The following is a 22,573-nucleotide window of genomic DNA, read 5'->3' on the forward strand; positions in this document are numbered from 1 at the left end:
CTTCGCTCCCCGCAGCCGACGGCACTTTTGCCCGCTCTCGACACCCCTCACTCGTTAGCCCATTCGAGTGAATGGTTCGTTGTTTGCAATGGAGTTTTTGGCGTAAGCCCGTACGCGCCTCCCGGCAGAGGGCGGGAGGAGGCCGGCGACTCACCCGGCAGCAGCCTGGTACTCGCTCATGCGGCGCGCCGCTGACCGCTCTGCGGACAGGTGGTCTCGTGGCTCTGGCCGGTGGATGTCCACCACCGTTCGCAGCAAGCGACGGCGAGTTCGAGGCGTGCGAGGGCGGCGGCGTCCTCATCGGTCCACTCGCGGCGCCGAGCCTTGCGCTCGGCTGTGACAGCGATGGCCCGCTGCTCGTCGGCAAGTTCGGCCTCACGGGCGACGGCGAGCAAGGGGACGACCGAGGCGGCGGCGAAGACAGACCCGGCCCACGCCTCGCCATGTCGGAACTGCTGCACGGCGCAGAACGCGAGCAGCACGAAGAGCCCCGCATGGAGGCTGCACAGGCCACGGGCGAGTCTGCTCATAGGTATCTCCCGGTGTCTCGAACATTGTCGATCTGGTCGCTGGTGGGGAAGCATCGGCCGCGGAGGCCTGGTGGGAAGTGCGGCTCGTCATCAACGAGGCAGGCGTCTGGCCAGTCGGGTCGCCAGGCGAGACAGAGCTGCTCGGCGGCAGCGGCCATGTGCCGCTCCTGCGACGGGCGTGGATGGTCCCGGCGACAGTGAGGGCCACGCCGAGGGCGAGCACCGCGCCGAGCGCGGCGACCCAGGCGGTGGAGCAGAGGGCGACGAGGCCGGCGACCTGGATGATGTCGCCGATCATCTGGGAGCCCGCCTCGCATGGGGCGAGGGGGCGCGGCCGAGGAGCCCGAGTTGCCAGCCAAGGGCGACCGCATGGGTACGTGTTCGCGCCTCCAGCAGGGTATACAGGCGCCGGCGGTGGGCCCTGGCGGTGTCGGGACTGATGCCCATCTCTCGCGCTGTCTCATCGATGGTGAGCCCGCGCGCGAGCGCGTCGAGGGTTTGTGCGAGCCGGCCCGGCAGCTCGTCGATGGGCGGCCGCGGTTCGGGGGCGAGGCCGTCGAGGTGCCCGTTCCGGTAGGCATAGTCAACGAGTTGGGGTCGTGGGTGCCCGGTGAGGCCGAGCCGGTCGGCGAGTTGGCGGAGTCGGCGGCGTGTGGCGCGTGGTGACTTGCTGAGGTCCTCACAGATTCGACCGAGTGCGTGGCCTCGGGCCAACCCGGCGATGACTGTGATGTCGTCCGGTGTCACAGGCTGACAGTGGGCGCAGCTCGGTGGGCTCTGCGTATGGTCCGCGGCCTCGTACGCCTCGGTTAAGGCGTCCACCGCGAGGGGATATAACTCGCCGCGCACGCCGCGCACGATGTGCTGGCCGGTGTAGACGAGCACCCAGGTCCAGTGCTGCTCGTCGTAGACGGCAGCGGTCGCCTCAGGATCCTCGGCGCACTGCTCGGCGTCGAAGGTCATGAAGTTCTCGGACCCGGTGAAGGCGGCGACTTCCATGGCGTTGTCGCCGGTCCACCGGATGGTGTCGACCTCGATGGGTTTCTTGCGATAGCGGGTGATCGTCACAACTGCTCCGGGGGTGTACTTGGCCTCGGCTGCGTACGGGGTCGTCGCACGCACACGGCGGAAGAAGAGGGCCTCTGCCGGGCCTCGGTGTCCCGCGGGAACAAGCTCAGGCCCTCCTCGGCGGTCTCCGTGAGACTCCGCCACTTGACCAACGGCCGTAGGCCATGCGGGTTTCGAGGAACCACTCGCCGGAGCGGGTGAGACGTTTCGTGGCGGACCGGTCGGCCTTGGTACTCATCGCCTTCGGGCAGCCCCGGGTGCGTCCCCTGCCAGGTCTCGCAGCGCCGAGGGAGGCAGAGATCCGGATCCCTCCGTGCCGGGCCGGGCTTCTCCTGCGATGGCGAGGGGATGGACGTGTGGCAGCGACATACGACTGGGCGGGGTCCTGGCTGTCAGGACGTTCACATACCTCGAAAGGGCACCTTGCGATGCAAGCGTATGACGCAGTCTTCTCCGCACCCGCGCATATTCCGTGGGGTCAGGACGTCCAAACGGTGGAAGCCAGCCTCTTCGGCCTGTACAAGGCGAACGGCCAGCACACCTACGACCGGTACGCCTGGGACCCGTCCAAAGGCAAACCCTGGTGGGGCGACGCCCCGGCAGAGTCGGGCACGCTCACGGACCTCTTCAACGTCGACCCGTTCACCGCCAGCGGTGGTGCGAGCCTGGACGGCAGCCGGCCCCTGGACGCCGCACTCTGCCTGGACAACCCGGAGGTGGTCTACCTGTGCCAGGGCGGCCTCGTACGCAAGATGTCCATCCAGCAGCCGACGTACAAAGATAAAGGCACGGATACTTACGCACAGCCCATCGCCCAGGTGTTCGGCAGCTCCGACAACAACCCCGCCTTCGCCTTCAACCGGATCCGGGCCGCACTCTATTCACCCAAGGACGGCGGCTCCGGCAAGATCTGGTTCTTCGACCACGACACCACCAACTGCGTCTCCGTCGACGCCGACACCTACGACCAGGACCAGAACCCACCGGTCGCCATCAACACCGCCTGGAAACTCGACGGACTGCCCAGCCAACTCGCCACCGCACTCACCACCGCCGGAACCCCCTTCTGGGCCACCACCCAAATCCTGACGACAGACAGCGAGCAGAACGGCCAGTCCCAGGACAACGGCTCCTTCGGCGCGGGCACCAACGCCTGGTGCCCCTTCACCCTCAGCACCGAAACCCCGACCATCTTCCTCTTCACCGACTCCGGCGACCAGACCTACACCGTCCCCGAGGGCGTGGACAGCATCACCCTCGAACTCTGGGGCCCCGGAGGGTGTGGTGGCGGTAACGGGGGTTCTGGTGGTCCTGGTGGTACCGGTGGTGCTGGTGGCTACATCAGGCACGTTCTTTCGGTCACAGGGAACGCGCAAGTCCCCTTTCATGTCGGAGCCCCTGGTGACTGTACGTACTACAAGTCCGGAGGAGACTTCGTCCTCGTCGCAGGTGGGGGTGGCGGTGCCGGTGGCGGGGGAGGCACCGGAGAGAACAGCACCATGGGTGGCACCGGAGGCAATGCCAACGGTCAGGGGAGCGATGGTGGAGGGCAGGGTGGCTCAGGGGGTGGCGCCGGTAGTACCGGCGGTACCGGCGGCACTGGGGGTGGAGGAGGGGTTCTGAATGGCGGCGCCGGTGGCGCTGACGGTGGGGCCGACGGCACTGGTGGAAGCGGTGGTGGAGGTACCGGCAACTTCGGCAACGGAGGTGCTGGTGCCGGCGCCGGCAGCTGCGCTGCGGGCGGCGGGGCAGGCAACGGTGGTGCCGGCGGTGGCGGAGGCGGAGGGGGCGGCGGTGGCTATGGCGCTCTGCAGGGCGGCAACGGCCTTGGCTGCGCGAGTGCCGGCGGCGGAGGCGGCGGCGGATACATCGGCGGCGGAGGCGGCGGGGGCGGGGGCAGTCAAGGGCTGAGCGTGGCGCCGACCGACGCTTTCGTCGATCTGGGCAATGGTGCTACCCCCGGCGGCGCATGCGTGCCCGAGGGCATTGGGACCGGTGGCTCCCCCGGCAGTGCCGGTGGTAAGGGGGCCGTCCGGATCAGCTGATTGCGCCAACGCCGCCGAGTCGCTCGGTGACGGTCCTGGACATCACTTCATTGAAGGTCCGGTCATCCTCCTGGGGAGACGGAACCAGGGGCGCGTGCCCTGCTGTCGGCGAAGCCGGAACCCGGTCGGCCCGATGGATCGCTGCCGCAGGCGACACGCGCCTATGGTGGAGGCTGCTCCCGCCGCCGTCGCGGGGCTCGGCGGGCGTCCGAGGGGCCACCGTGCGCAGCGCCGGATTCCCTCTCCCGTACGCGGATCCTCTTCCGGACGGCGGCCAGTTCGGCCTCCGCCGCTTCTGGGCCCGCGCGGCCGGGGGGGGACCGCCAGAGAGGACGGCACGATGACAGACCCGCTGCTCTCCCACATCAGATACCACTGCGTGTTCTATGGGAACTTCCTCAGCGCCACTGGTCTACGGAGCAGCTACAACGTCGACCTCCGCACGGTCACCCTGTCCGGTCAGTGGGCGGGGCCGCTGGCCGACGCGATGCTTGATCTGACCGAGCACCTGGACTACGAAGCCGTCGGTGGTCCCGCACTGGGTGCTGTGGCCCTCTCCTGCGCCATGGCACACGTCGCCCGCGACCGGGGCCGCGGCCTGGACGCGTTCGTCGTCCGCGAACGCCCCAAACCGTACGGCCACAGACGCCTGATCGAAGGCCCCGATCTGGCGCGTCGGCGGGTAGTGGTCGTCGACGACGTCTGCGACACCGGCCGCTCGGCCAGAGCAGCCGTCGACGCCGCGCAAGCGGCGGGCGCGTACGTGGTCGCGGTGGCGGCTGTGGTCGACTGCAGGAACCCCGACGCCGCGCGAACACTCGGTGTGCCGTTCCTCCGGCTTTACACCGACCATGACCTGAGGGTTCAGCACTCTTAGCAGGTATATCGACTTACCGACTTACGGCCTTACGGCAGGGGGCTGCTTACGCCTTCAGCCGAGTAGGTTCGCCTGCGCCAGCAGCTGGCTGGCGGCCTGGTGGCCCGGGTAATGTCGTAGCTGCCTTCGCATGGTCTGCAGGTGACGCGTGGCACGGGCGGGGCCGATGACTGGATAGGCGTTGAGAAAGGCCTGCCAGTGGGCCAGGGCCTGTTCGAGGTGGCCGATACTGAAATGGATTTCGGCGAGTTTGGCGCGGGTGAGGCCCGCGGCACGGTATTCGGCCGCCGTACGGAGCCGCAAGGAGGTGTTCAGGGCATTCATGGAGCCGGGCTGATCGCCGAGGATGCTGAGTGCCTGAGCCCGTTGGTAGTACAGAGCGCCGACGGGGTACGCGGTGAAGGGGCCGGGAGCGGCGTCGGCTCGGGCGTGGAGGCGTTCGGCGCTCGCGAGGGTGCTCAAGGCGGCGCTCCGGTCGTAGTAGGACAGCAGCACCGCGTAGTGAGCCTGTGCGTAGGCCTGGACCGCGGAGGGGGCGGCGTGGGCGTGAGTGACGGCCTGTTCGCTCAGACGCAGTACGGCCGGCGTGTGGTGGCCCAGCTGGTAGGCGTGCGTTGCCATGGTGCGCAGGGCGATGGCAAGGGTGGCGGGATCGCCGGCGTCGGCGGCGAGCCGGGCGGCGATGCGGTGGTAATGCTGGGCGGTTCTGTCGTGGCCGCAGTCCACGCTCATGTTGCCCAACAGCAGCGTGAGTTGAGCGGCTGCCGACAGTACGGCTTGACGGTTGCGATCGTGTACCTGGGAGTGCAGGACGGGGATGACGCGGTGTGCGAGGAACGCGGCCAGGGCTGCCCTGACCAGCTCCCCGCCATACTGCTCGGCCGCCGCATGAAACACCTGTGCCATGCCGTGCCACCCATCTGTCACGGCCGGCAGGGGTGGCGCGGGCAGAGGTCCTTCCGATGCAGGCTGCACTGGTGCAGGAGTGAATGTGATCTGATCGGGCACCACTGTCGCGGCAAGGCTGAAACCGTTCGCTCCCAGCAGCGACTGGCGGGCTGGGTCGAGCTCGAACCCGGTGAGCCGAGCCAGATTGCGCAAGGGATCTGCCTCCCACGCGGGATCCACGGCCACGGCCGGGGTGTGGGTGAGGCCGGCTTCCTTGGCGGAGACCGGGCGGCCGAGGCGGCGGGACAGGCACTCCAGAAGCAGGGCGGGGGCGGGTGGCCTGGGTTGAGTGCCGGCCAGCCAGCGCCGCACCGTGGTGGGGTCGCACGACAGGGACAGGCCCTGTTCAGCGGCGAGCGAGCGCAGGGCACGTGCCAGCTGCGTCGGGTTCAGCCCGGCCGCCAGCGTCAATGTCACGAGGTGTGTGTTCTCTCGGGACAAGCTCGTCCCCTCCTCGACCGCACCGCCAGCTGCCAGCCGAGAGGAAAGTCATGGGACGCTCGCTGGCCGCAAGCCTGTTCCAAGGCAGTGGTGCGAATTGGAAGCATTGTCAGTGCCTCGCAGGGTGATGCCATCGCAAGCCAGCGGCAGCCCGTGCTCGGGTCATTGCGCGAGTACCGGGTGTACCCGTCGCGGGCTTCAATTCAGCTGCCGACATGATTTCTTGCAAACGTGCGTTGCGTGCGCCGGAGATCCACCTGTCCCTTGTCACAGCCTCACCAGTGCGGGCACCGGATGATGAGGTAGCGGTGCTGGACTGACACCCCGACTGCAGATTGCCGGACCGACACCGCAGAGTTTGTGCCTTCGCAAGTGGCACCGTGCCATGGGTGGCTTGATGCGACAAGACCGGGAACCGGCCATGGTCCACGGCACATGGACCATGGGTTACCGGCCTTCGGGCGCGTTACCGGGGAGAATCGGCAGCCGATGCCACGCCCTCACTTCCCGTACGCGACCCGAGCGAGTGCGCTCCGGCGGTGAAATCCCGCCCGTTCTGCTGGCATATGCCCCTGTCCGAGGATCGAGATTCAGACACCGCAGCCTCTCCTGGAGCGGCTACCTCAATCTGCTCAACGCCACCTACCAGGAGCACGGCGCCCCACGTGGATTCGTGTGAAACAGCCTCAACATCCTTCACTCGGCGGGTCCTCGCGACATCGCCGCCGAGCGCGGCTGGATCCAGCCCCTCAGCCGTGTTGTTTCTGTCCCAGAGGTTCAGTTCACACTCAGCCGTCTGAGAACCACAGCGCCAGCTCCTGAGCAACGCCGTCTTTCGTCACCGGCCCGATGACCGCATCCGCCGCATCCTTCACCTCGTCAGGGGCCTGCCCCATCGCGACCCCACGCCCCGCCCAAGCGAGCATCTCCTTGTCGTTCCGGCCATCCCCGATGGCCAGGCAGTCCCGGCTGCCCAGGGCGAGGGTGGACGCCAGTGCGGACAGAGCCGACGCCTTGGTGACGCCTCGCGGTGTCAGATCCAGCCACCCCGTGTACCCCACCGCGTAAGAGACACCGTCCAGCATCCGGCCCCGCAAGATGCGGAGGAAGTCGTCGGCAGATCTGTGCGGATCCCGCACGATGACTCGGCACACGGGTGCGCTCAACAGATCCCGGAGCGGGGCCACGCGCTGCGCCACCAATAGCTCACCCTCCGGGAAGAGCCCCGACACCACATAGCCGCCTGATCTCGGGTCGTCAGCCGCGATCAGTGCCGTGGGCAGCTCGGCCAGAAGCAGTTCGACCACGCTCCGGGCGGAAAACGTGAACTCAGAGATAACACGCAGCGATGGATATTCCGCCGTAACAGATCCATTGCTGCATATCAGGTAACCGGTATCCATCCCCAAGGAATCCAGGACCATCGATGCCTCCGGCAGAGAACGCCCTGTGGTCATCACAACGGTCGCGCCTTGCCGACGCGCTTCAAGAACACCGTTCCGGACCCGGTCGCTGATCTGTCCCCCAGCCGCCACCAACGTTCCGTCGACATCCAGGGCCAAGAGCCCAGGCTTCCAGCCGTCCCGTACCAGTGGACTGCGAGCACGAGGGTCGGCATCGCCTTCCGTCTGGTCGAAGAGGACCGCCGGAGAACTCTTCATCACTGCCAACCTCCCTGCACTCGCCCATCGATGACACGGGGTCCGGAAACCGCGACACATACCAAGTTGTCAGGTGGACCCGCCCCGACCATCTGCCGAGTCGACGAGCGCGCCGAGCGTGTGCGACGGGTCCTCGAAACGAACAGGTGGTGCGCCCGGCGTCACCGCCTTCAGCGTGGTCATCTGCGGTTCGGTTCTGTAGGTCTCGGTTCCGTTCCTGAAGACGTACCGGGGAGCGCGGGCGAGTCGGACGGCCTCCTGAGCGGTAGGGCTGTCCAGGATGACGAAGCTGGCCGGGTTGCCGGGCCGGATGCCGTACCCGGGAGTTCTGACGAGTGTGGCCGCCGAGCGCGTGGCGATTTCCAGGAGTGTGGTCAGCTCGTCCGGGGTGGCCATGTGCGCCAATACGGCGGTGGTCTGCAGCAGCTGGAGCATGTTGCCGGATCCCAAGGAACACCATGGGTCCAGGATCGAGTCGTGACCGATGCCAAGACAGACCCCGGCCGCCTGGAGCTCTTTGAGCGGGGCAAGACCGCGGCGGGGGTTGGAGTCATGGTGACCCTGCAGGAGCGCGTTGACCATGGGGCTCAAGGTGAGACCGACGCCGATGGCAGCGGCCCTTCGGGCCAGCTGACCGCGGTAGCCGGGATGATAGGCCGCCATGGCGGTGCAGTGGCTGGCGCAGACTCTGCCGCCCCAGTCACGCTTCTCCGTCTCGGCGATGATGATTTCCAACTGGCGGCTGTGTGGATCGTCGGTCTCGTCGCAGTGCAGGTCCACGGCGATGCCGTGCTCTTGAGCGAGGTCGAAGGCGTGGCGGACGGCGGCCAGGCCGTCGTCCCGGCTGTTTTCGAGGTGAGGGGCCCCGCCCACGGCGTCGCAGCCGAGTTCGACGGCACGCGTCAGAATCCGCTTTCCGTCCCGGTGGGTGAACACACCGTCCTGGGGGAACGCGACCAGCTCGATCGTGCATACGTCGCGGCTCTGTTCCCGCAGGCGCATCAGCGCACGCAGAGCGATGAAATCAGGGTCCGAGACGTCGACATGGCAACGCAGGTGCCCGATACCGTGAGCGGCCATCCAGTTCATGACGAGCGACCCGTTGGCGTGGACCTCGTTCTCGGTGAGGGTGGCCCGGCGCTCGGCCCAGATCTCGATTCCTTCCTGAAGATCTCCGGAGCGATTGTGCCGTGGCCGGCCGCACGTCAACGCGGAGTCGAGATGCATGTGTGCGTCGGTGAAGGGAGGGCAGACGAGTCGGCCGCCGACATCGATGACGCGGGTGCTCGGCGTCAACTGCGGCGGGTTCCCGCCGACCGTGATGAAGCGGCCGGCCCGGACGGCGACGTCAACGAGTTCGGACGATGACGTGGTACGGGCGTTCCTGATCAGCAGTTCGGGCGGCACATCGTTCACACCGTTGTCCCCCAGCCTTCCTTCACGGACCCGCCTTCCTTCGCGGGCACCCCTTCCTTCACGTACAGCGATACGTACTGACTGCTGTCGCAGGTGAAGGGCTCGTGCTGCCATCCACCCCATCGCTGGTGCAGGCGGAGGCCTGCCAGACGGGCCATCAGGTCCATCTCCGAGGGGTAGAGGTAGCGCAGTGGCAGGGAGTGAAGGGACACCTTGCCGTTCTCGAAGACGATGAAGGACGAGTGGAGCCGCTGCTCGGTGGGGTCGTGCCGGCTGGCTTGAACGACGATGCGACCGTCCTGGACCGAGAGAGTCCTCATGCTGTCCGAGTGACCGCCTGCCCGGGGTACGTAGGCGTGGACGGCGAAGAGGCCGCCGGCGGCGAGCGCGTCCGCGGTTCGCCGGAAGCACTGGATCTGTTCTTCCTGAGTGGTGAGCAAGGCGATCGAGTCGAAGACGATGAAGGCGAGTGGGAAGGTGCCGGTGGTGGTGAACTTCGCCAGATCGCTGAGTACGACCGTGACCGACGATCCACCCGGCTTGGCTCTGAGCATCCTCACCATGGCCATGGAGGCGTCTACGCCTGTCACGTCGAATCCCCGCTCGACCAGCGGCAGAGCGACGCGGCCGGTTCCGACGGCGAGTTCCAGGACGGGCCCGGCGCCGGCCAGCGAACCGAGGAACGTTACGCAGGCGTCGGTGTCGCCGGGATCTCCGATCGCGGGGATGCGGTCGTAGACCGCGGCGAGGTCGTCGCCGTAAACGAGGGACTCGGGGTGAGGCATCGCGATGTCCGTCCGTCGATGATCGTCTTGGCGTTTCTGGGATCAGCCCGTCGAGTGCCGCGCCGACGTGCATGGTTTCTGATCGAGCGGCCTCTCGCTTCCGGGCCACCCGTCTTCGCCGGTGAACGCCGCGTCGAACACGCGGACTTGGTGTTCGAGACTGCGTCGATAGATCCGGGCGAGTACGGCGCGACGGGCGGGGGCGATGGAGCCGGCCGCCTCGACGATGACGCGCGCGTGCTGGCTGCACATCTGCGTGCGTGTGCTTCGGGTATAGACGGCTGCCCAGCGACCGAAAGGTTCGGGACCCGGTACGTCGACGTCGCGCAGCCGGGCGCCGATGACTTGGGTGAAGAGCGAACAGGGGTAGAGCGCCGTGGCGATGTCGAGCAGGTCGCCCTCGTGGGCCGTACGCACGAGATGGTTGACGTAGCCCTCGCGCGCCGGTGAGCAGGACCAACGGTCGGGCACCTGATCGCTGGTACCGCCGAGTTCCGCGATGAGTGCCTCCTTCTCTGCGAGTTCCTGGCCGGTCGATTGTCCGCTGAGGATGGCCGCGGCGGTGTCGGCCCATGGCTCCGCCGGGCCCGCCCGCGCGATGCCCAGGGCCAGGACCCGGTTGTAGTCGACGACGTGGGCACGGTCCTCGATCTGGAAGCGCACGAACTGGGCCGTGGTCAGGGTGCCCTCGGCCAGCGCCTCGATCCATGGATGCCGTTCGTAGAGCGTCCACACGGGGGCCGCGAAGGCGCGGAACTCGTCAAGGATGTCGTGCATGGCTTGTCCTCCCCGTGCTAGCGGTGGGGGTCAAAGGGAGTGGGATCGATGAACGTCGGTATTCCCAGCATGAGTTGGACCAGCAGGATCGTGGAACCGGGACCCGCGATGAAGCCGGCCCCGCCGTGTCCGCAACACGTGAACAGCCCTTCGGCGATCTGGCCGATGTAGGGCAGGCCGTCGGGCGTACAGGGTCTGAATCCATGGGAGCGGGCCGCGATGGGGATGCCTCCCATCGCGGGCACCATGCGCACTGCGTGTTCCAGCATGGGCCTGATCGGTGCGGGCTCGCGGATGTCGGGAGGGCTCCAGGAGCTGCCGAGGACGATCTGTCCCGTGCCGGTGGTGTGCGCCATGAACCTGACGTGGTCGACACGGGGCGGAATTCCTGGGCTGACGGAGGGGGTTGTCCACGTGGCGTCCGTACCGCTGGTGGCTTCGGACAAGATGTGCCGCAGCGTGAGCATGGTGGGGACCGTGCGCAGCACCGTGCCGCCCACGCCATGGAGGAGCAGCCTTACGCCCGCTTGGGCGGCCAGGTCGGCGGAGCCGGCTCCCGCGGCGATCACGACGGTGGGTGCCTCGGTCTGCCCACGGCTGGTCAGGATTCGCCATACGTAGCCTCTGCGGTCCAGCGCTGCGACGTAGTGCTGTTCCAGGAGATTGACGCCTGCTGCCCGGCATGCGTTGGCGTAAAGGGCGGTGACCACGCGGGGGTTGACGCGCCAGGCCCGGGGATACCAGGCGGCTGACATGACGCTCGACGTCACCTCGGGCTCGAGGGTGCGCACCGTCTCCTGGTCCAGGAGCTGCGCGGCGTCGGGGTGCGAGGCGGACAGGTCGGCCTCCGGGTCCCGGGTCAGAACGAGGTGCCCGATCTGCCCCGCTTCGAAGTCGTCCGCCCGGCCGGCCCCGGCGTGCAGCATCCGGTACTCCTCGACGCTGCTGTCGAACAGCGGGCGCACTCTCTCGTCGAAAGGCATGACCAACTGCCCCTGGGCCCGGCCGGATGCCCCGGCGCCGCAGGCTTCGCCTTCGAGCACCGTCACCTGACGTCCCGCGAGGCGTAACCCCAGGGCGAGGGAGAGTCCGACCACTCCCGCGCCGATGACGACCACCTCGGTCCTCATGCCGGGCCCGATGTCCGGGATGAAGTGGGGTGAGGGAGGCTGGACCTGGACGATGCGGTGTTCGGCACCAGGGAGATGGCGACAGGGTGGTGGCCCTGCCCCACCGTTGTAGAACTGCTCATGATCGCGGCATACACCCTGCGATGGGCTTCGTCCGCTGCCTGCTCCACGGAAAAGCCTTGGCCGAGACACGCGGCCACGAGGGCGGAGTGCATGCATCCCGCACCATGATCGGTTCTTGAGGACGAGCGCGACCCTCCTCCGATCGGAGTCCCTTTTGCTCCGATTTGCAGCCAGTCCATGGCACTGTCAGGCGCAAAGGCATCGGTGAGCACCACTGCTTGGGCGCCCAGAGCGACGATGCCCTCAGCGAGTTCCTGGGGTGAGCTACGGCCGGTGGACGCGGTGATGACCCGGGCCTCGCTCAGATTGGGTGTCACCACGGTGGCGGTGGCGAGCAGCGACTCCCGCAGAATCTGGACGGCTCCCCCGCTCCCGCCCAGCTCCATGCCGCCCGCGGTGACCATGACCGGGTCCACGACGATGGGCACACCCTGGGCCGCGAAATCCGGCAGGCGGCGGGCCAGGAGCGCCGCGAGGGCGTCGTCCCCGACCACGCCCACCTTCATCGCGTCGATCTCCATGTCCTCGGCAATGGAGTCGAGTTGTGCCTCCACGAGCCACAGGGGAAGCGGGTGATACGCCCGCACGGCCACCGTGTTCTGCGCGGTGACGGCGGTGAGCACGTACGCCGCGTGGGCTCCGACCGAAGTGAACGCCTTGATGTCGGCGGCGACCCCCGCGCCACCGCTGGAATCCGAGGAACCGATGGTGACAAAGGTGTGAGTGCGGTCGCCCTCTGCCGTCACGAACTGCCCCGTTCAACGACCGGCGCCGCATCCACCAGTTTGGCCAGGTCTTTCAGCACGGTCGGCTCACACCACTCCAGGTACTGGACGTCGGTCACCTCGCCAAGCCCCAGGACCAGGTCAGCGACGCGCTGCCCGGGGTCGGTCACCACGATGACGGGCCGTCCCAGTGCGCTGGCCCATCCCAACTCGACGTGCGTTCCCGGCGACACCGGATCCCCGGGGAAGGCGACAAACAAGTCGCACTGATGCATCCAGCGCCAGTCCCGCCCGGTGCACACGTCGGAGGTCGCGACAGTCGCTCCCCACTCCTCCTCTCGGTGGCCGCTGAGCACCGCCCAGCCCTTCCCCTCAAAAAATTCGATGATCGTCAGGAACCGGGCTCTGCTCCTCTCGGGGATGACCCCGGTATCGGAATCGATGAGGGCCTTGAACGGGCCTCCAACGAAAACAGTCCTCATGACACTCCCCCGTTCCAATGAGCGACAGCCATCGCTCCGACGGCATATCAATTGATCCGGCCAGGGTTTATGGATATCAATGCCGCAGAGCCGGGAAGCGGTTGTACATCATGACCCGGTAATTGTTGGGCAGCATTTCTGATAGTTCGCGGACGCTTCCTGTCATCCCGAATCGTGTCTGCCGGTATAGCTCCAGAACCGCCACCACGTGTGTCCAGAAAAGCGGAAGTCCCAAGCCTGACAGACTGGTTGAACCCAGCCTGAGCCGGTTGGTGCGCAACTGTTCCTCGATCTGCATCACCTCGTGCACATAGGCCCAGTTGTCCCCGGTCGGCATGGCAGGCATGCGATCGCTGATCTCAACGGCGAGATTACGCTGTGACAGCAGCACATCTGCACGCCGATAATCCTTGCCAAACAAGTGGTGGGAGCCGATGAAATGTGTGTACGTGCCCAGCGGAACCCCCAGTTGTCGGGCCAGAAGTTCCTGAAGGAAGGTGAAGCTGAACACATCCGTGACGCAGCCGAAATAGGCATCAACGGCGCGCATATACGTGACCATGTGCAGACCGTCCGGTCGCAGCAGAAACTGCAGGGCCATGGTGCACGAGACGTCTGGGTTGGCCAGGGAGCGGTCCTCTTCCGGCCTCGCGATCACAATGAACGCGCGCTTGCTCCCCATGTCTTCCCGCAGCGCCGCGACGACGCCGTCCCACTGGCTGGAGACGCCTTTTACAGGCCCGAAGATGCTCGGTCCGTAGCCCGTACCGACCAGCGCCGTCCCGGCTGCTCCCTCTGCTCTGGACGGCGTGTAGTAGAACCTGCCTATCGACGGCGCGTAATACTCCAGGGTTTCCCTGTCGTCGCGACCGGCCAGATACCAGAGCACTTCGCCGAAACAGAAGGCGAGATTCGCCTTGCGGGCAGGGCAGGTGATCAGCCTTCGACGCGGGTTGGCGATGCGGAAAACCTGCGACAGGTGCTCCAGGCTGGACGTGCCCCGAGAACCGCTCACTTCGATTCCACGCGTCCTCAGCGACTCAAGGTGGCACAGGTAAGCGTCTTGAAATCCCGGAAACACGTGGTGATTACGTTCCACGAGGTCGCCGAGTGAGGATGCCATGGTTTTCCTAGCATTCCGGAGTTCACCATTGAGCCTTTTTCCTGAGTCGGGCATCGGACCGTCCCTCCTACACAGCTTTCTTACCGCGGCAGCTGTCACAGAATGTCTCGTACTCGGAGCTGTTCACAGCTTGTCGCTGACCGGCGGTGCCGTCCTGTATTCCTCGCCCAGGTCTTCGACACGCCGGTACCGCGCCCTGCGCGGTGCATGCCCCTCACTGGTCAAGCTGGATTCCACGAGCCCGGCGAGGAAATCACGAAAATTCGGTGACGCATCGCGCAAGATTCGATGGTGCACCATTTCTCTGGGTGTCTGCGTGTTCAGGGTTGCACCATGACCACAACCTGACCCCTCGGGAGTCACGCCGGCGGCACTGGTCAGGCGAGTCAGTTCCTCTTCCCAGACGCTGAAAAGAGGACGCACGATCTCCACACCCGCACGGTCGGTGCGCAACGGCTGCCGTGGCGGCTCGTCCGTGTCCACTTGGCCGGACTGAACCAGCTGTTCGATCTGCGCGAGGACCGGCCCCGGCTTTCCAGAAAATTCGACTGCTTCCTTCGTCAGATCGTCGATCAGCATCTCAAAATTGGCCCTGTCATAGCGAGTATGACCACGACTATGACGGTCGATCCGTAGCAGACTTTCCTTCAACAAAGACGCACAGGAATCCGTGAGATGGTGCGCGAAGGCGACCTGCGAGCAATCCGCGGCTCGCACCGCATTATCAAGAGCGATCACCTTTGAGTTATAACAGTGCGTGCAGGGCGTGAGTTTTCCGGGCTTGTCCGCACTGATGGTGTTCAGAACCTCCAGCCGAAGCTGGATCTTCTTGTACTCCGGTCCGGGGATCAATCCTGCGGCAGCGCTGCGGACTTCAACGACGTGGACGTCAAGATTGATCGACTTTCCTAAACGGACGATCCGCTGCCCCCACCCCTCTTCGTACCCCATGTCAATGGATACGGGGTACACCTCATATCCGAGCTCGCGCAGACATAGCGAGAGACCAATGGAATCCTTGCCTCCAGAGAAGGCGACTGCCACACGCTGCCCCGCCTCGAGAAGTCCGTACCGTTCGACGGTGGAACGTATCGTCTGCGCCGTAGATTCCGGGATCTTCATCCCTTGCCTCTTTTCAGCGTCGACTGGATACCCCGCGACAACGACGGAAAGCATCCGATGCGAAAAGGCTGGTGCCGCCAGTACAGCGCTCCGGAACCTTGCCGCATAGAACTCCGGCCTTTCCAATGCCGGGCAGAGCGGGCCACTTTGCGCATTTGTGAATTGCCTATGCGGGTACTGCCTCAGCCGATCAGGATGATGCGTGGCGGCCACAGCACTCCGCCCGCCATCAGGAGCGCGGGATCGAGGTGCACCGGGCAGGCCCTCAGCGGGGGCTTACAGTGCCGACGGACCTCGAAGCAAGCGGCGTCCGGGCAGTCGCTAGAAGGGACTTCCCGGCCTGACTCCGTTGCTGCCGGCGATCGTGGAGCGCCCCGCTATGGCCATCTCCAGCCCATCGTGACCGACTTTGCCCATTCTTGGGCATTCGTCCGCAACCGCACCTCAAGATTCACGATCTTATGCCGTGCCAGTTCTAGAGCACAGTCACAGAAGGCAGGCGCATACGCTCGACACCCCGGAAAACGGACCACCTCCTTTCACCAATGGAAGTACTGATGAACAGCAAAAGCTTTGCCGGACTCGCCACAGCCATCCTCGCGGGCCTCGCCCTGACAACTGGCACCGCACAAGCGACGCCGTCCCACGGTGTCACGGCCACCATCATCTCGAAGGAAATCTCACCGACACGGGAAATCGTGCGGGCAGAGATCACGATCCAGCCCGGGGGAAGCACCGGTTGGCACTACCACGACGGCCAGGTTTCAGGAACCGTCAAGGAAGGCACCCTGAGTCACTTCAACTCAGCCTGCCAGGCTGATGGCGTCTACCAGGCCGGGGGCCACATCACGGAAGAGAGCGGCAGCGGGTACATACACATCGGACAGAATCGCGGCACCACGCCGGTCGTCCTTGACGTGACGTACGTCAATCCGATCGGGAAACCCTTGTCCGAAGACGCCCCCAACCCTGGCTGCTCCTTCCAGTGATCCATGCCCTGGGAGTGACGAGATACCGGAGAACGCAGACAGCCCGAGCAACTTGCCTCGCGGAAGGCTGATCACCGGATGCGAACCGTGTCCCGCGATGTGAGCCTGGACGGAACGCGACACAGAGAGGTGATGGCCATGTCAGCCATGGACAAGCTGAAGCAGGTTCTCAAGGACCGCAAGGCACTGGCCGGACAGGGAATCGACAAGGCGGGCGACTTCGTCGACGGCAAGACCAAAGGAAAGTACTCCCGCCAGATCGATACCGTCCAGAAGAAAATCAAGGACCAATTAGCCGGAAAGCAGAACAAGCCCCCACGCAAGTAGCACTGGTCTGAACTGCCAGTCCCGACCCTGGCCAGGCCCGTCCATCCGCAGCCTTGCCGCAGCACCGAGCGCCCCGCCCCCAGAAACAGGGGGCGGGGCGCTCGGCATTCGGTCCGTGCTCAACGGGCAGTCAAATTCCGGGCCGCGCCACCGTCGTCAGAGTGCGCGACCGTGCGGAACAGTTCAGCCGGACAGAACGAGGTTGGAACTGCCGCTCATGCTCGTTACGCCTTGCGGGCTCAGGCATGCCAGCAGCGCGTTGTCGGCAATGGCGACGACCCTGTTGACCGACGCGCCTTCGTACTTGCCCGCCACTGCTTCGCCGTCGGCGACAACCACGGTGACAAGGCCCGTGGTGCTGATGGCGACGGTGTCGTACTGGATGTGTGTGCTGGTTCCGTCCGACCAGTTCACTACCTCCGGCAGCTGCGCGATGCGCAGGTCGAGGCAAGAGGCCTCCAGTGTGCCGTCCACCGTGCTGGTGGCTGTGCCACCGTCGCTGCACGTCGGGTATGTGGTTTCGACCCGTGCGTGAATCATCTGAGGTTGCGGTTTCAGTCCCGGATCGTGTGTAGCAGTCTCAGTGCCGAGGCAGGTGACCAGTGTGGCTTCTTCGGACGCGGAAGCATGGCTGGTCGAGCTGAGAGGCACCAGCACAGCGAGCAGGGTAGCGCCGACAATTGCTATGCGGCGAGCTAATCTCAGGTACACGGCATTTCCTTTCTGGAATTCAGGACGAGTTATTTCTGAGGTCCAAGAGCCTCGACCGAGGCAGTGGAGCACGGCAGACGAATCCAGCTGGCGAATCCAGCTTCGGAACAATTGGCGCCAATCAGGACAGAGGCCCCGCGTGGGCATCTCGATGCCTCCTCGCATACCCCTCTTTATGCGCATTCAACCCTCGTACGTCACCGACCGCTCCGCCATCCTCACTCTCTGCTGCTTCACCGGCTCCCAACTGCAAATGATCAGTGGGAGGGGGAGAGGAAGACGGCCGACATATCAACAGGCACCAAGCGCACGACTCGACTCCCCTGCCCGCTGGCGATCAGCCCGTACCGCAGGGTCGAAAGAGGTGAGATCAATGTGTGGCTGTCGTAAACAGAAGCCTCCGCCGCCCCCTCCTTCGCCGGCACCTGGCGTCGACGTCGGCCGAAGCCGTCCCTGACCGAACACGGCCGGGTGTGAGAAGGGTTCGTGAGACATGAACACAGCAATGCTCCTGCTCGTGATGATCCTCGCCGCGTACCGGCTCACGCGGCTGGTGGTCAAGGATCAGTTCCCGCCGCTGCTCTGGGTGCGACACAAACTGGCCGGTGGCTGGGCGGGACCCGCTCAAGACGTGCCCGTGCATCGAGCGCGCTGGTCTCCGCAGTGGCTCGCGGACCTGGTCACGTGCTCGTGGTGTGCCTCGGCATGGGTCTCGCTTGGGGTATTGGGCTGCACCGCAACGGTTGTTGCCATTCCTCTCCCCGTGCTGACGTGGCTCGCAGTGTGGGCCGGCGCAGCGCTCCTGGCCTCGCAGGACTGGGCGTGAACACGTGCATGCTGGGCACATGGAGAGGCGTGACGTTGGCGACGGTGTCCTGCTGTTAGTCGGTGAGGAACAGGTCGCCGTCGAAGCACACTTAGGAGATTTCCATCCCAGCAGGCTGCGCGAGTGGGGCGGAGTGCTGCACCGCGTTCCATCACGGCTGGTGCTGGACTTGGACATGCAGGACGGCATACGGCTTCGGCTGCCCAATGGCCAGGAGCGTTCCATTCATCCACTGGGCATTGTCCGTGACACCGACGAGGAGTTCGTGTCGGTGTATTTCTCCGGTGAGGAGACACTTCCGTTCTAGAGGGAACACCTGTGCCAGTTTCGCTATGTGGGCCGCAATGTGTCCCGTTGATGTGTATCGACGGTGAGTTGGGCGGCGAATGGGTACGCATGTGGCCTGAGGGGGGAGGGCCGGGCGCCCTGGGGCGCCCGGCCCGTGAGCCCAAGGCTTCCCGCCGAACGCCGTGACGCCGTGACGTCACTCGGCAGAGCGCCGGGGCAGAACCAGGGCGGGCAGCAGGGCAAGGGCACTGAAGCCCAGCATCCACCAGAACGCCGTACCGAAGACCGGCACCAGCTGCTGGGCCGCGGCGCTGCGTCCGGCACGCATCGGGTTCAGTACCGCGTCCGGACCCACGCTCTGCTCCAGCCGTCGATGCAACACCACGGAAAGCAGAGCCGTGCCGACCGAACCACCCACGCGCTGAGCGATGTTGACGATGCTGGTCGCTCCGGCAATCTGCTCCTTGCCCAGGCCGTGGTACGCGGCCACGAGGGCCGGCGTGAACGACGCGCCGAGCCCGATACCACGCACCAGCAACCCCGCCGCCGAGCAGTACGGGGACATGCCCGCGCCCGCGAACGCGTACGGCAGCGTGCCCACAAGAACCAGCACCACGCCGGCGGGCACCACCTTCCCTGCCCCGTAGCGGTCGGTCAGCCTGCCTGCGTACGACACGGCCAGGAGTGCCCCGAGGCCCTGCGGGACCAGCGAGAGGCCGGCCGTCATCGCGTCCTGGCCGAGCAGCAGTTGGTGGTAGAGCGGGAGGAGGAGCATCGAGCCGAACAGCGAGGCGGCCAACAGGAACGAGGCGACCGCCGACGCGGCCAGGCCGGACCGGCGGAACAAGCGCAGGTCGACCAGCGGCGCAGTGCGCCGCCGCAGCGCGTGCACGACGAAGGCCACGAGCATCAGCCCGCCGACCGCGATCTCCACCCGGGCGCCGAATGAGGAGAGACTGCCAGTGGCGCCGACCTGCATGAAGCCAAGGGTGAGCACCGCAAGGCCGGGTGACAGCAGGATGAGCGCGAGTACGTCCAGGGGTGCGCGTGACACTGCCTCGTCCCGGGGGAGCAACCTCATGGCCAGCACCAGGGCGATCACCCCTAACGGGAGGTTGACGTAGAAGAGCCACGGCCAGTCGAGGTTGTCGATGATCACTCCCCCGGCCACCGGGCCGAATACCGGGGCCAGCATGGCCGGCACTGCCGCCAGGCCCAGCACCCGTCCCCGCAGTTGCGGTCCGGCGGCCCGCGCCAGGATGGTCTGCGACAGCGGCAGCAACAACCCACCGCCCAGCCCCTGCACCACGCGGAAAGCGATCAGTGATCCGGCTGACCAGGCAAGCGCGCAGAGTGCGGAACCGACCACGAACACCGTCAGCGACGTCAGCCACGTCCGCCGTGCCCCGAATCGACCTACCGCCCAACCGAGCAGGGGCATGACCATCGCGAACGCGAGCATGTAACTCGTCGTCACCCACTGGATGGTGGTCAGCGATGCGTTCAGCCCTCGCCCCATCGCCCCGATTCCGACCGCAACGATGGTCGCATCGAGCATGGCCAGGACCGCGCCGAGACTGACGGCCCCGACCAGGACGGACAGTGAACGGGGGATCCGGGCAGCCGGCACCGAGGCGTCTCCGCCCGCGCCGGGCCCTGCCGAACCCGGATACGTGGGTGAGCAATTGGTTGCCATACGGCGATCCGCCTCCGTGAGACCGTGGGCGCCACGACCTGCTGCCAGGGCTCCGTGAGTTCGTCGCCTTGGACGGAAGGCGCGGGCAAGGTCATCGAATCGGTCTCAGCCTCCGGAGACGCGGTATTCGTCGAGGTGCCGGATGCCTGTGCTCTGTTCATCGGCGCCCCCGGCGAGGGGGGCGAGCCACAGCAGGTCATGACCCATGCGGTCCTGCTTCGTACGCAGGTACCGCACGTTGTGCTCGCATGCCTCGACCGGCATCGCTTCCCGGCCCAGCACGGACAGTCCCTGACCGGAGAGAGCGGAGACCTTCTCAGGATTGTTGGTCATCAGCCGTAGGCTGCGGACGCCGAGGTCAGCGAGGATGTGGCAGCCCGCCGTGTAGTCACGGGCGTCGGCCGGCAGGCCCAGATCCAGATTGGCGTCGACGGTGTCGCGTCCGCGATCTTGGAGCTCGTAGGCACGCAGCTTGGCCGTCAGGCCGATGCCACGGCCTTCGTGGCCGCGCAGGTAGACCACGATCCCGCGCCCAGCCTCCGCTATGCGCCGCATGGCCTCCTGGAGCTGAGGGCCGCAGTCGCAGCGCAGCGAGTGGAAGACCTCGCCGGTCAGGCACTCGGAGTGGATCCGGACGAGCAGGTTCTCGCCGTCGCCCACGGCGCCGAAGACGAGTGCGACGTGCTCCACGTTGTCCGCGGAGCGGTAGCCGTAGGCGGTGAAACGACCGAAGGCGGTCGGCAGGTCCACCTCGGCCTCCCGCCGGACGGCGAACACACCGGTGGAATCGGCAACTTGATGTACCGCAGCATCGGATTCGACAGCGATATGACTCATGACACACTCCATGTCTCGGCAGCCTGGACATAGCCGGGCGTAATCAGCGGGAATTCAGTCGAGCGCGGAGCTGCGCAGGCCCCATGGCGAAAGATTCAGGAAAGGCGGCATCACCCAGGAATAGCCCTTAATAGCCCGTAGTGGTGCGCAATGGTCCTTCAATGGACCACGCGCAAACACATCGGGATGACCACATGGCGTCCAGCATCCGGCCCCCAATGCCCCTTGCTTCTTAGCCGCTTACCGATCCTTGAGCCGAGAGGCGGGGTACGGGCCTCCAATGGAATACCCGTGGCCGGTCTCAGGAAAGGGAGCCAGGCGACCAACGCGTTGCACACGTCGCAACTTTGCGTGTTCGTGAATCGGCGCAGCGGTTCGAGCGAGGGATGATGCGGCGGTCAACCACGCTCCCCCGACAGGAGTTGGGCGTAGATCCTGATGACGAAGTCAGCCTGTTCGACGGCCGTGGCCATGCCCAGATGGACCGGTGCCCGGTTCCCCGGCCGTTCCGGTAACCCCTCGGCCAGCCGGTCCAGGACCGCGGTGAGCCCGTCCGCATCGCCGGCCGGGAAGAGCCAAGCCCACGGGTGTCCCCCGAGACGGGCACTCAGCTCCGGGTCGTGCTCGGACACCAGAAGAGGGACGCCGAGGCGTACGGCATCCATGACCGCCCCCGACTCCTCGCCCGCCCCGAGGCGTCGGGCCACCAGGGCCGCGTCGGCGGCAGCATGGACGAGCCGCAGCACATATGGGCCGGCCGAGGGCGGAACCGTGTGGACGCGCAGTCCTGGTAGCTCCCCCCACCGGGCCAGGACCTCCTCTCGCGTCAATGCGCCGCACACCACCAGGTGCAGTGGTCGGCGTACGCCCTCGAGCGCGGCGCTGACCGTGTCGATGTCGTCGTGCGGACCCCATGTGCCGGCCAGACACAGCGCTACGGCCCCGTCAGGAATGGCGAAGGCGGCACGACCGGTGTTCCGCTCGGCATCGGTGAGGCGATTCCCGTCGTCCACGGCGAAGCACCGCACCACACCGGTCAGACATCGAAAGGCCGGGGCCATCTGATCGCGTACGGAAGCGGTCGGGTACAGCGCGAGCACCTGGCGCTCACCACGGCGAGCCGACCAGCCAAGGAGCCGAAGGGCCACGCCTTCGGCCATGACCCTGTCGTGGATGAAGCGCAGGTGAGCCTGGCCTCCGAGCAGCGCGGCCGCGCCGTGCAGCGCTTCGCTCGCGCTGAGCACCACCACGGCCCCCGGGTCCCGCTCCAGCTGCGCGGCCGTTCGCAGGCACGCGGCTTCGGTCAGCCACCGCTCGAGAAGCGTGACCTGGTCCAGAAGGCGCCGCAGACATCTCGGCCGGCGGAGCGACGACAACGCCCGCCCACCGATGGCCGATCCAGCCGATGCCGCCCGCGCCAGGGTCAGCAGCCGACCGGCGCCGCGCCCCACCGATCCTGTGATCACGCGGGCTCCCGCCTTCCGTAACGCGGGCAGGTCAGCGGCACCATAGGGGGCGATGACCAAACTGCCCGGCCGGGCGGCGGCGAGCGCGACCAGGGTGTGCTGGTGGTGCCCGCCGGGCCGGTGGGCATACGGCTCGATGAGCACCAGCGGGGCGTCGGTCATCCGGCGACCGCCTTCCAT

Annotated in this window: 21 protein-coding genes and 1 pseudogene; 6 read left to right on the forward strand and 16 right to left on the reverse strand. The window is 66.4% G+C overall.

Features of this window, described 5'->3' with window-relative positions; all coding sequences use genetic code 11:
- Window positions 1-176 precede the first annotated feature (176 nt).
- Both ACIBKX_RS32700 and ACIBKX_RS32705 read right to left on the reverse strand, forming a co-directional pair.
- Window positions 177-530, reverse strand: a complete 354-nt coding sequence (locus ACIBKX_RS32700) for a hypothetical protein (RefSeq protein ID WP_363278015.1) — start codon at window positions 528-530, stop codon at window positions 177-179.
- 294 nt (window positions 531-824) lie between these two features.
- Window positions 825-1,598: a LuxR C-terminal-related transcriptional regulator gene (locus tag ACIBKX_RS32705; RefSeq protein ID WP_363278016.1), complete on the reverse strand. Its 774-nt coding sequence runs from the start codon at window positions 1,596-1,598 to the stop codon at window positions 825-827.
- Between the two features lie 494 nt (window positions 1,599-2,092).
- On the opposite strand from ACIBKX_RS32705, the gene ACIBKX_RS32710 reads away from it, so the two are divergent.
- Window positions 2,093-3,643, forward strand: a complete 1,551-nt coding sequence (locus ACIBKX_RS32710) for a hypothetical protein (protein WP_399376718.1) — start codon at window positions 2,093-2,095, stop codon at window positions 3,641-3,643.
- 340 nt (window positions 3,644-3,983) lie between these two features.
- Window positions 3,984-4,520 (forward strand): phosphoribosyltransferase family protein, encoded by a 537-nt coding sequence (locus tag ACIBKX_RS32715; protein WP_363276271.1) that lies wholly within the window; start codon window positions 3,984-3,986, stop codon window positions 4,518-4,520.
- Window positions 4,521-4,574: 54 nt separating this feature from the next.
- Here the strand turns inward: ACIBKX_RS32715 and ACIBKX_RS32720 are convergent, their stop codons facing one another.
- The 10 genes from ACIBKX_RS32720 to ACIBKX_RS32765 form a co-directional block, all read right to left on the reverse strand.
- The gene (locus ACIBKX_RS32720; protein ID WP_363276270.1) at window positions 4,575-5,885 is read right to left on the reverse strand and encodes a hypothetical protein; all 1,311 of its coding nucleotides are present in this window, start codon (window positions 5,883-5,885) and stop codon (window positions 4,575-4,577) included.
- Window positions 5,886-6,697: 812 nt separating this feature from the next.
- Complete coding sequence (locus tag ACIBKX_RS32725; RefSeq protein WP_363276269.1) at window positions 6,698-7,570, reverse strand: HAD hydrolase family protein; 873 nt, start codon at window positions 7,568-7,570, stop codon at window positions 6,698-6,700.
- 69 nt (window positions 7,571-7,639) lie between these two features.
- Entirely contained in the window at window positions 7,640-8,986 is a 1,347-nt protein-coding gene (locus ACIBKX_RS32730) for an amidohydrolase family protein (protein ID WP_363276268.1), read from the reverse strand.
- Window positions 8,983-9,771 carry a class I SAM-dependent methyltransferase gene (locus tag ACIBKX_RS32735; RefSeq protein WP_363276267.1) on the reverse strand — a complete coding sequence of 263 codons (789 nt, stop codon included), beginning with the start codon at window positions 9,769-9,771 and terminating at the stop codon, window positions 8,983-8,985. The genes ACIBKX_RS32730 and ACIBKX_RS32735 overlap by 4 nt, the downstream gene beginning before the upstream one ends.
- Window positions 9,772-9,813: 42 nt before the next feature.
- Window positions 9,814-10,548 (reverse strand): hypothetical protein, encoded by a 735-nt coding sequence (locus ACIBKX_RS32740; RefSeq protein WP_363276266.1) that lies wholly within the window; start codon window positions 10,546-10,548, stop codon window positions 9,814-9,816.
- A 17-nt stretch (window positions 10,549-10,565) separates the two neighbouring features.
- Window positions 10,566-11,678 (reverse strand): FAD-binding oxidoreductase, encoded by a 1,113-nt coding sequence (locus tag ACIBKX_RS32745; protein ID WP_363276265.1) that lies wholly within the window; start codon window positions 11,676-11,678, stop codon window positions 10,566-10,568.
- The gene (locus tag ACIBKX_RS32750) at window positions 11,675-12,547 is read right to left on the reverse strand and encodes a bifunctional hydroxymethylpyrimidine kinase/phosphomethylpyrimidine kinase (RefSeq protein WP_363276264.1); all 873 of its coding nucleotides are present in this window, start codon (window positions 12,545-12,547) and stop codon (window positions 11,675-11,677) included. The genes ACIBKX_RS32745 and ACIBKX_RS32750 overlap by 4 nt, the downstream gene beginning before the upstream one ends.
- Window positions 12,544-13,008 carry a nucleoside 2-deoxyribosyltransferase gene (locus ACIBKX_RS32755; RefSeq protein WP_363276263.1) on the reverse strand — a complete coding sequence of 155 codons (465 nt, stop codon included), beginning with the start codon at window positions 13,006-13,008 and terminating at the stop codon, window positions 12,544-12,546. Before ACIBKX_RS32755 ends, ACIBKX_RS32750 begins: the two co-directional genes overlap by 4 nt.
- A 76-nt stretch (window positions 13,009-13,084) precedes the next feature.
- Window positions 13,085-14,131 (reverse strand): thymidylate synthase, encoded by a 1,047-nt coding sequence (locus tag ACIBKX_RS32760; protein ID WP_363276262.1) that lies wholly within the window; start codon window positions 14,129-14,131, stop codon window positions 13,085-13,087.
- A gap of 123 nt (window positions 14,132-14,254) precedes the next feature.
- Entirely contained in the window at window positions 14,255-15,253 is a 999-nt protein-coding gene (locus tag ACIBKX_RS32765) for a hypothetical protein (RefSeq protein WP_363276261.1), read from the reverse strand.
- 557 nt (window positions 15,254-15,810) lie between these two features.
- Between ACIBKX_RS32765 and ACIBKX_RS32770 the strand changes: the two genes are divergently transcribed.
- Window positions 15,811-16,242: a cupin domain-containing protein gene (locus tag ACIBKX_RS32770; RefSeq protein ID WP_363276260.1), complete on the forward strand. Its 432-nt coding sequence runs from the start codon at window positions 15,811-15,813 to the stop codon at window positions 16,240-16,242.
- A 138-nt stretch (window positions 16,243-16,380) separates the two neighbouring features.
- Window positions 16,381-16,569 carry an antitoxin gene (locus ACIBKX_RS32775; protein ID WP_363276259.1) on the forward strand — a complete coding sequence of 63 codons (189 nt, stop codon included), beginning with the start codon at window positions 16,381-16,383 and terminating at the stop codon, window positions 16,567-16,569.
- A gap of 183 nt (window positions 16,570-16,752) precedes the next feature.
- On the opposite strand, the gene ACIBKX_RS32780 is transcribed toward ACIBKX_RS32775, so the two are convergent.
- Complete coding sequence (locus ACIBKX_RS32780) at window positions 16,753-17,226, reverse strand: hypothetical protein (protein ID WP_363276258.1); 474 nt, start codon at window positions 17,224-17,226, stop codon at window positions 16,753-16,755.
- A gap of 547 nt (window positions 17,227-17,773) precedes the next feature.
- On the opposite strand from ACIBKX_RS32780, the gene ACIBKX_RS32785 reads away from it, so the two are divergent.
- Window positions 17,774-18,106: a DUF1360 domain-containing protein gene (locus ACIBKX_RS32785; protein WP_363276257.1), complete on the forward strand. Its 333-nt coding sequence runs from the start codon at window positions 17,774-17,776 to the stop codon at window positions 18,104-18,106.
- A gap of 19 nt (window positions 18,107-18,125) precedes the next feature.
- The gene (locus ACIBKX_RS32790) at window positions 18,126-18,413 is read left to right on the forward strand and encodes a hypothetical protein (protein ID WP_363276256.1); all 288 of its coding nucleotides are present in this window, start codon (window positions 18,126-18,128) and stop codon (window positions 18,411-18,413) included.
- A 177-nt stretch (window positions 18,414-18,590) separates the two neighbouring features.
- On the opposite strand, the gene ACIBKX_RS32795 is transcribed toward ACIBKX_RS32790, so the two are convergent.
- From ACIBKX_RS32795 to ACIBKX_RS32805, 3 genes and pseudogenes are all read right to left on the reverse strand, one after another.
- Window positions 18,591-20,090, reverse strand: coding sequence for a DHA2 family efflux MFS transporter permease subunit (locus ACIBKX_RS32795; RefSeq protein WP_363276255.1), 1,500 nt, complete (start codon window positions 20,088-20,090; stop codon window positions 18,591-18,593).
- A 105-nt stretch (window positions 20,091-20,195) separates the two neighbouring features.
- Window positions 20,196-20,858, reverse strand: a pseudogene (gene ribA, locus ACIBKX_RS32800) (GTP cyclohydrolase II); the annotation flags it as partial.
- Window positions 20,859-21,325: 467 nt separating this feature from the next.
- Complete coding sequence (locus ACIBKX_RS32805; RefSeq protein WP_363276254.1) at window positions 21,326-22,555, reverse strand: hypothetical protein; 1,230 nt, start codon at window positions 22,553-22,555, stop codon at window positions 21,326-21,328.
- Window positions 22,556-22,573 lie beyond the last annotated feature (18 nt).

It is taken from the genome of Streptomyces sp. NPDC050658, from assembly GCF_044457025.1.
GTDB lineage: Bacteria > Actinomycetota > Actinomycetes > Streptomycetales > Streptomycetaceae > Streptomyces.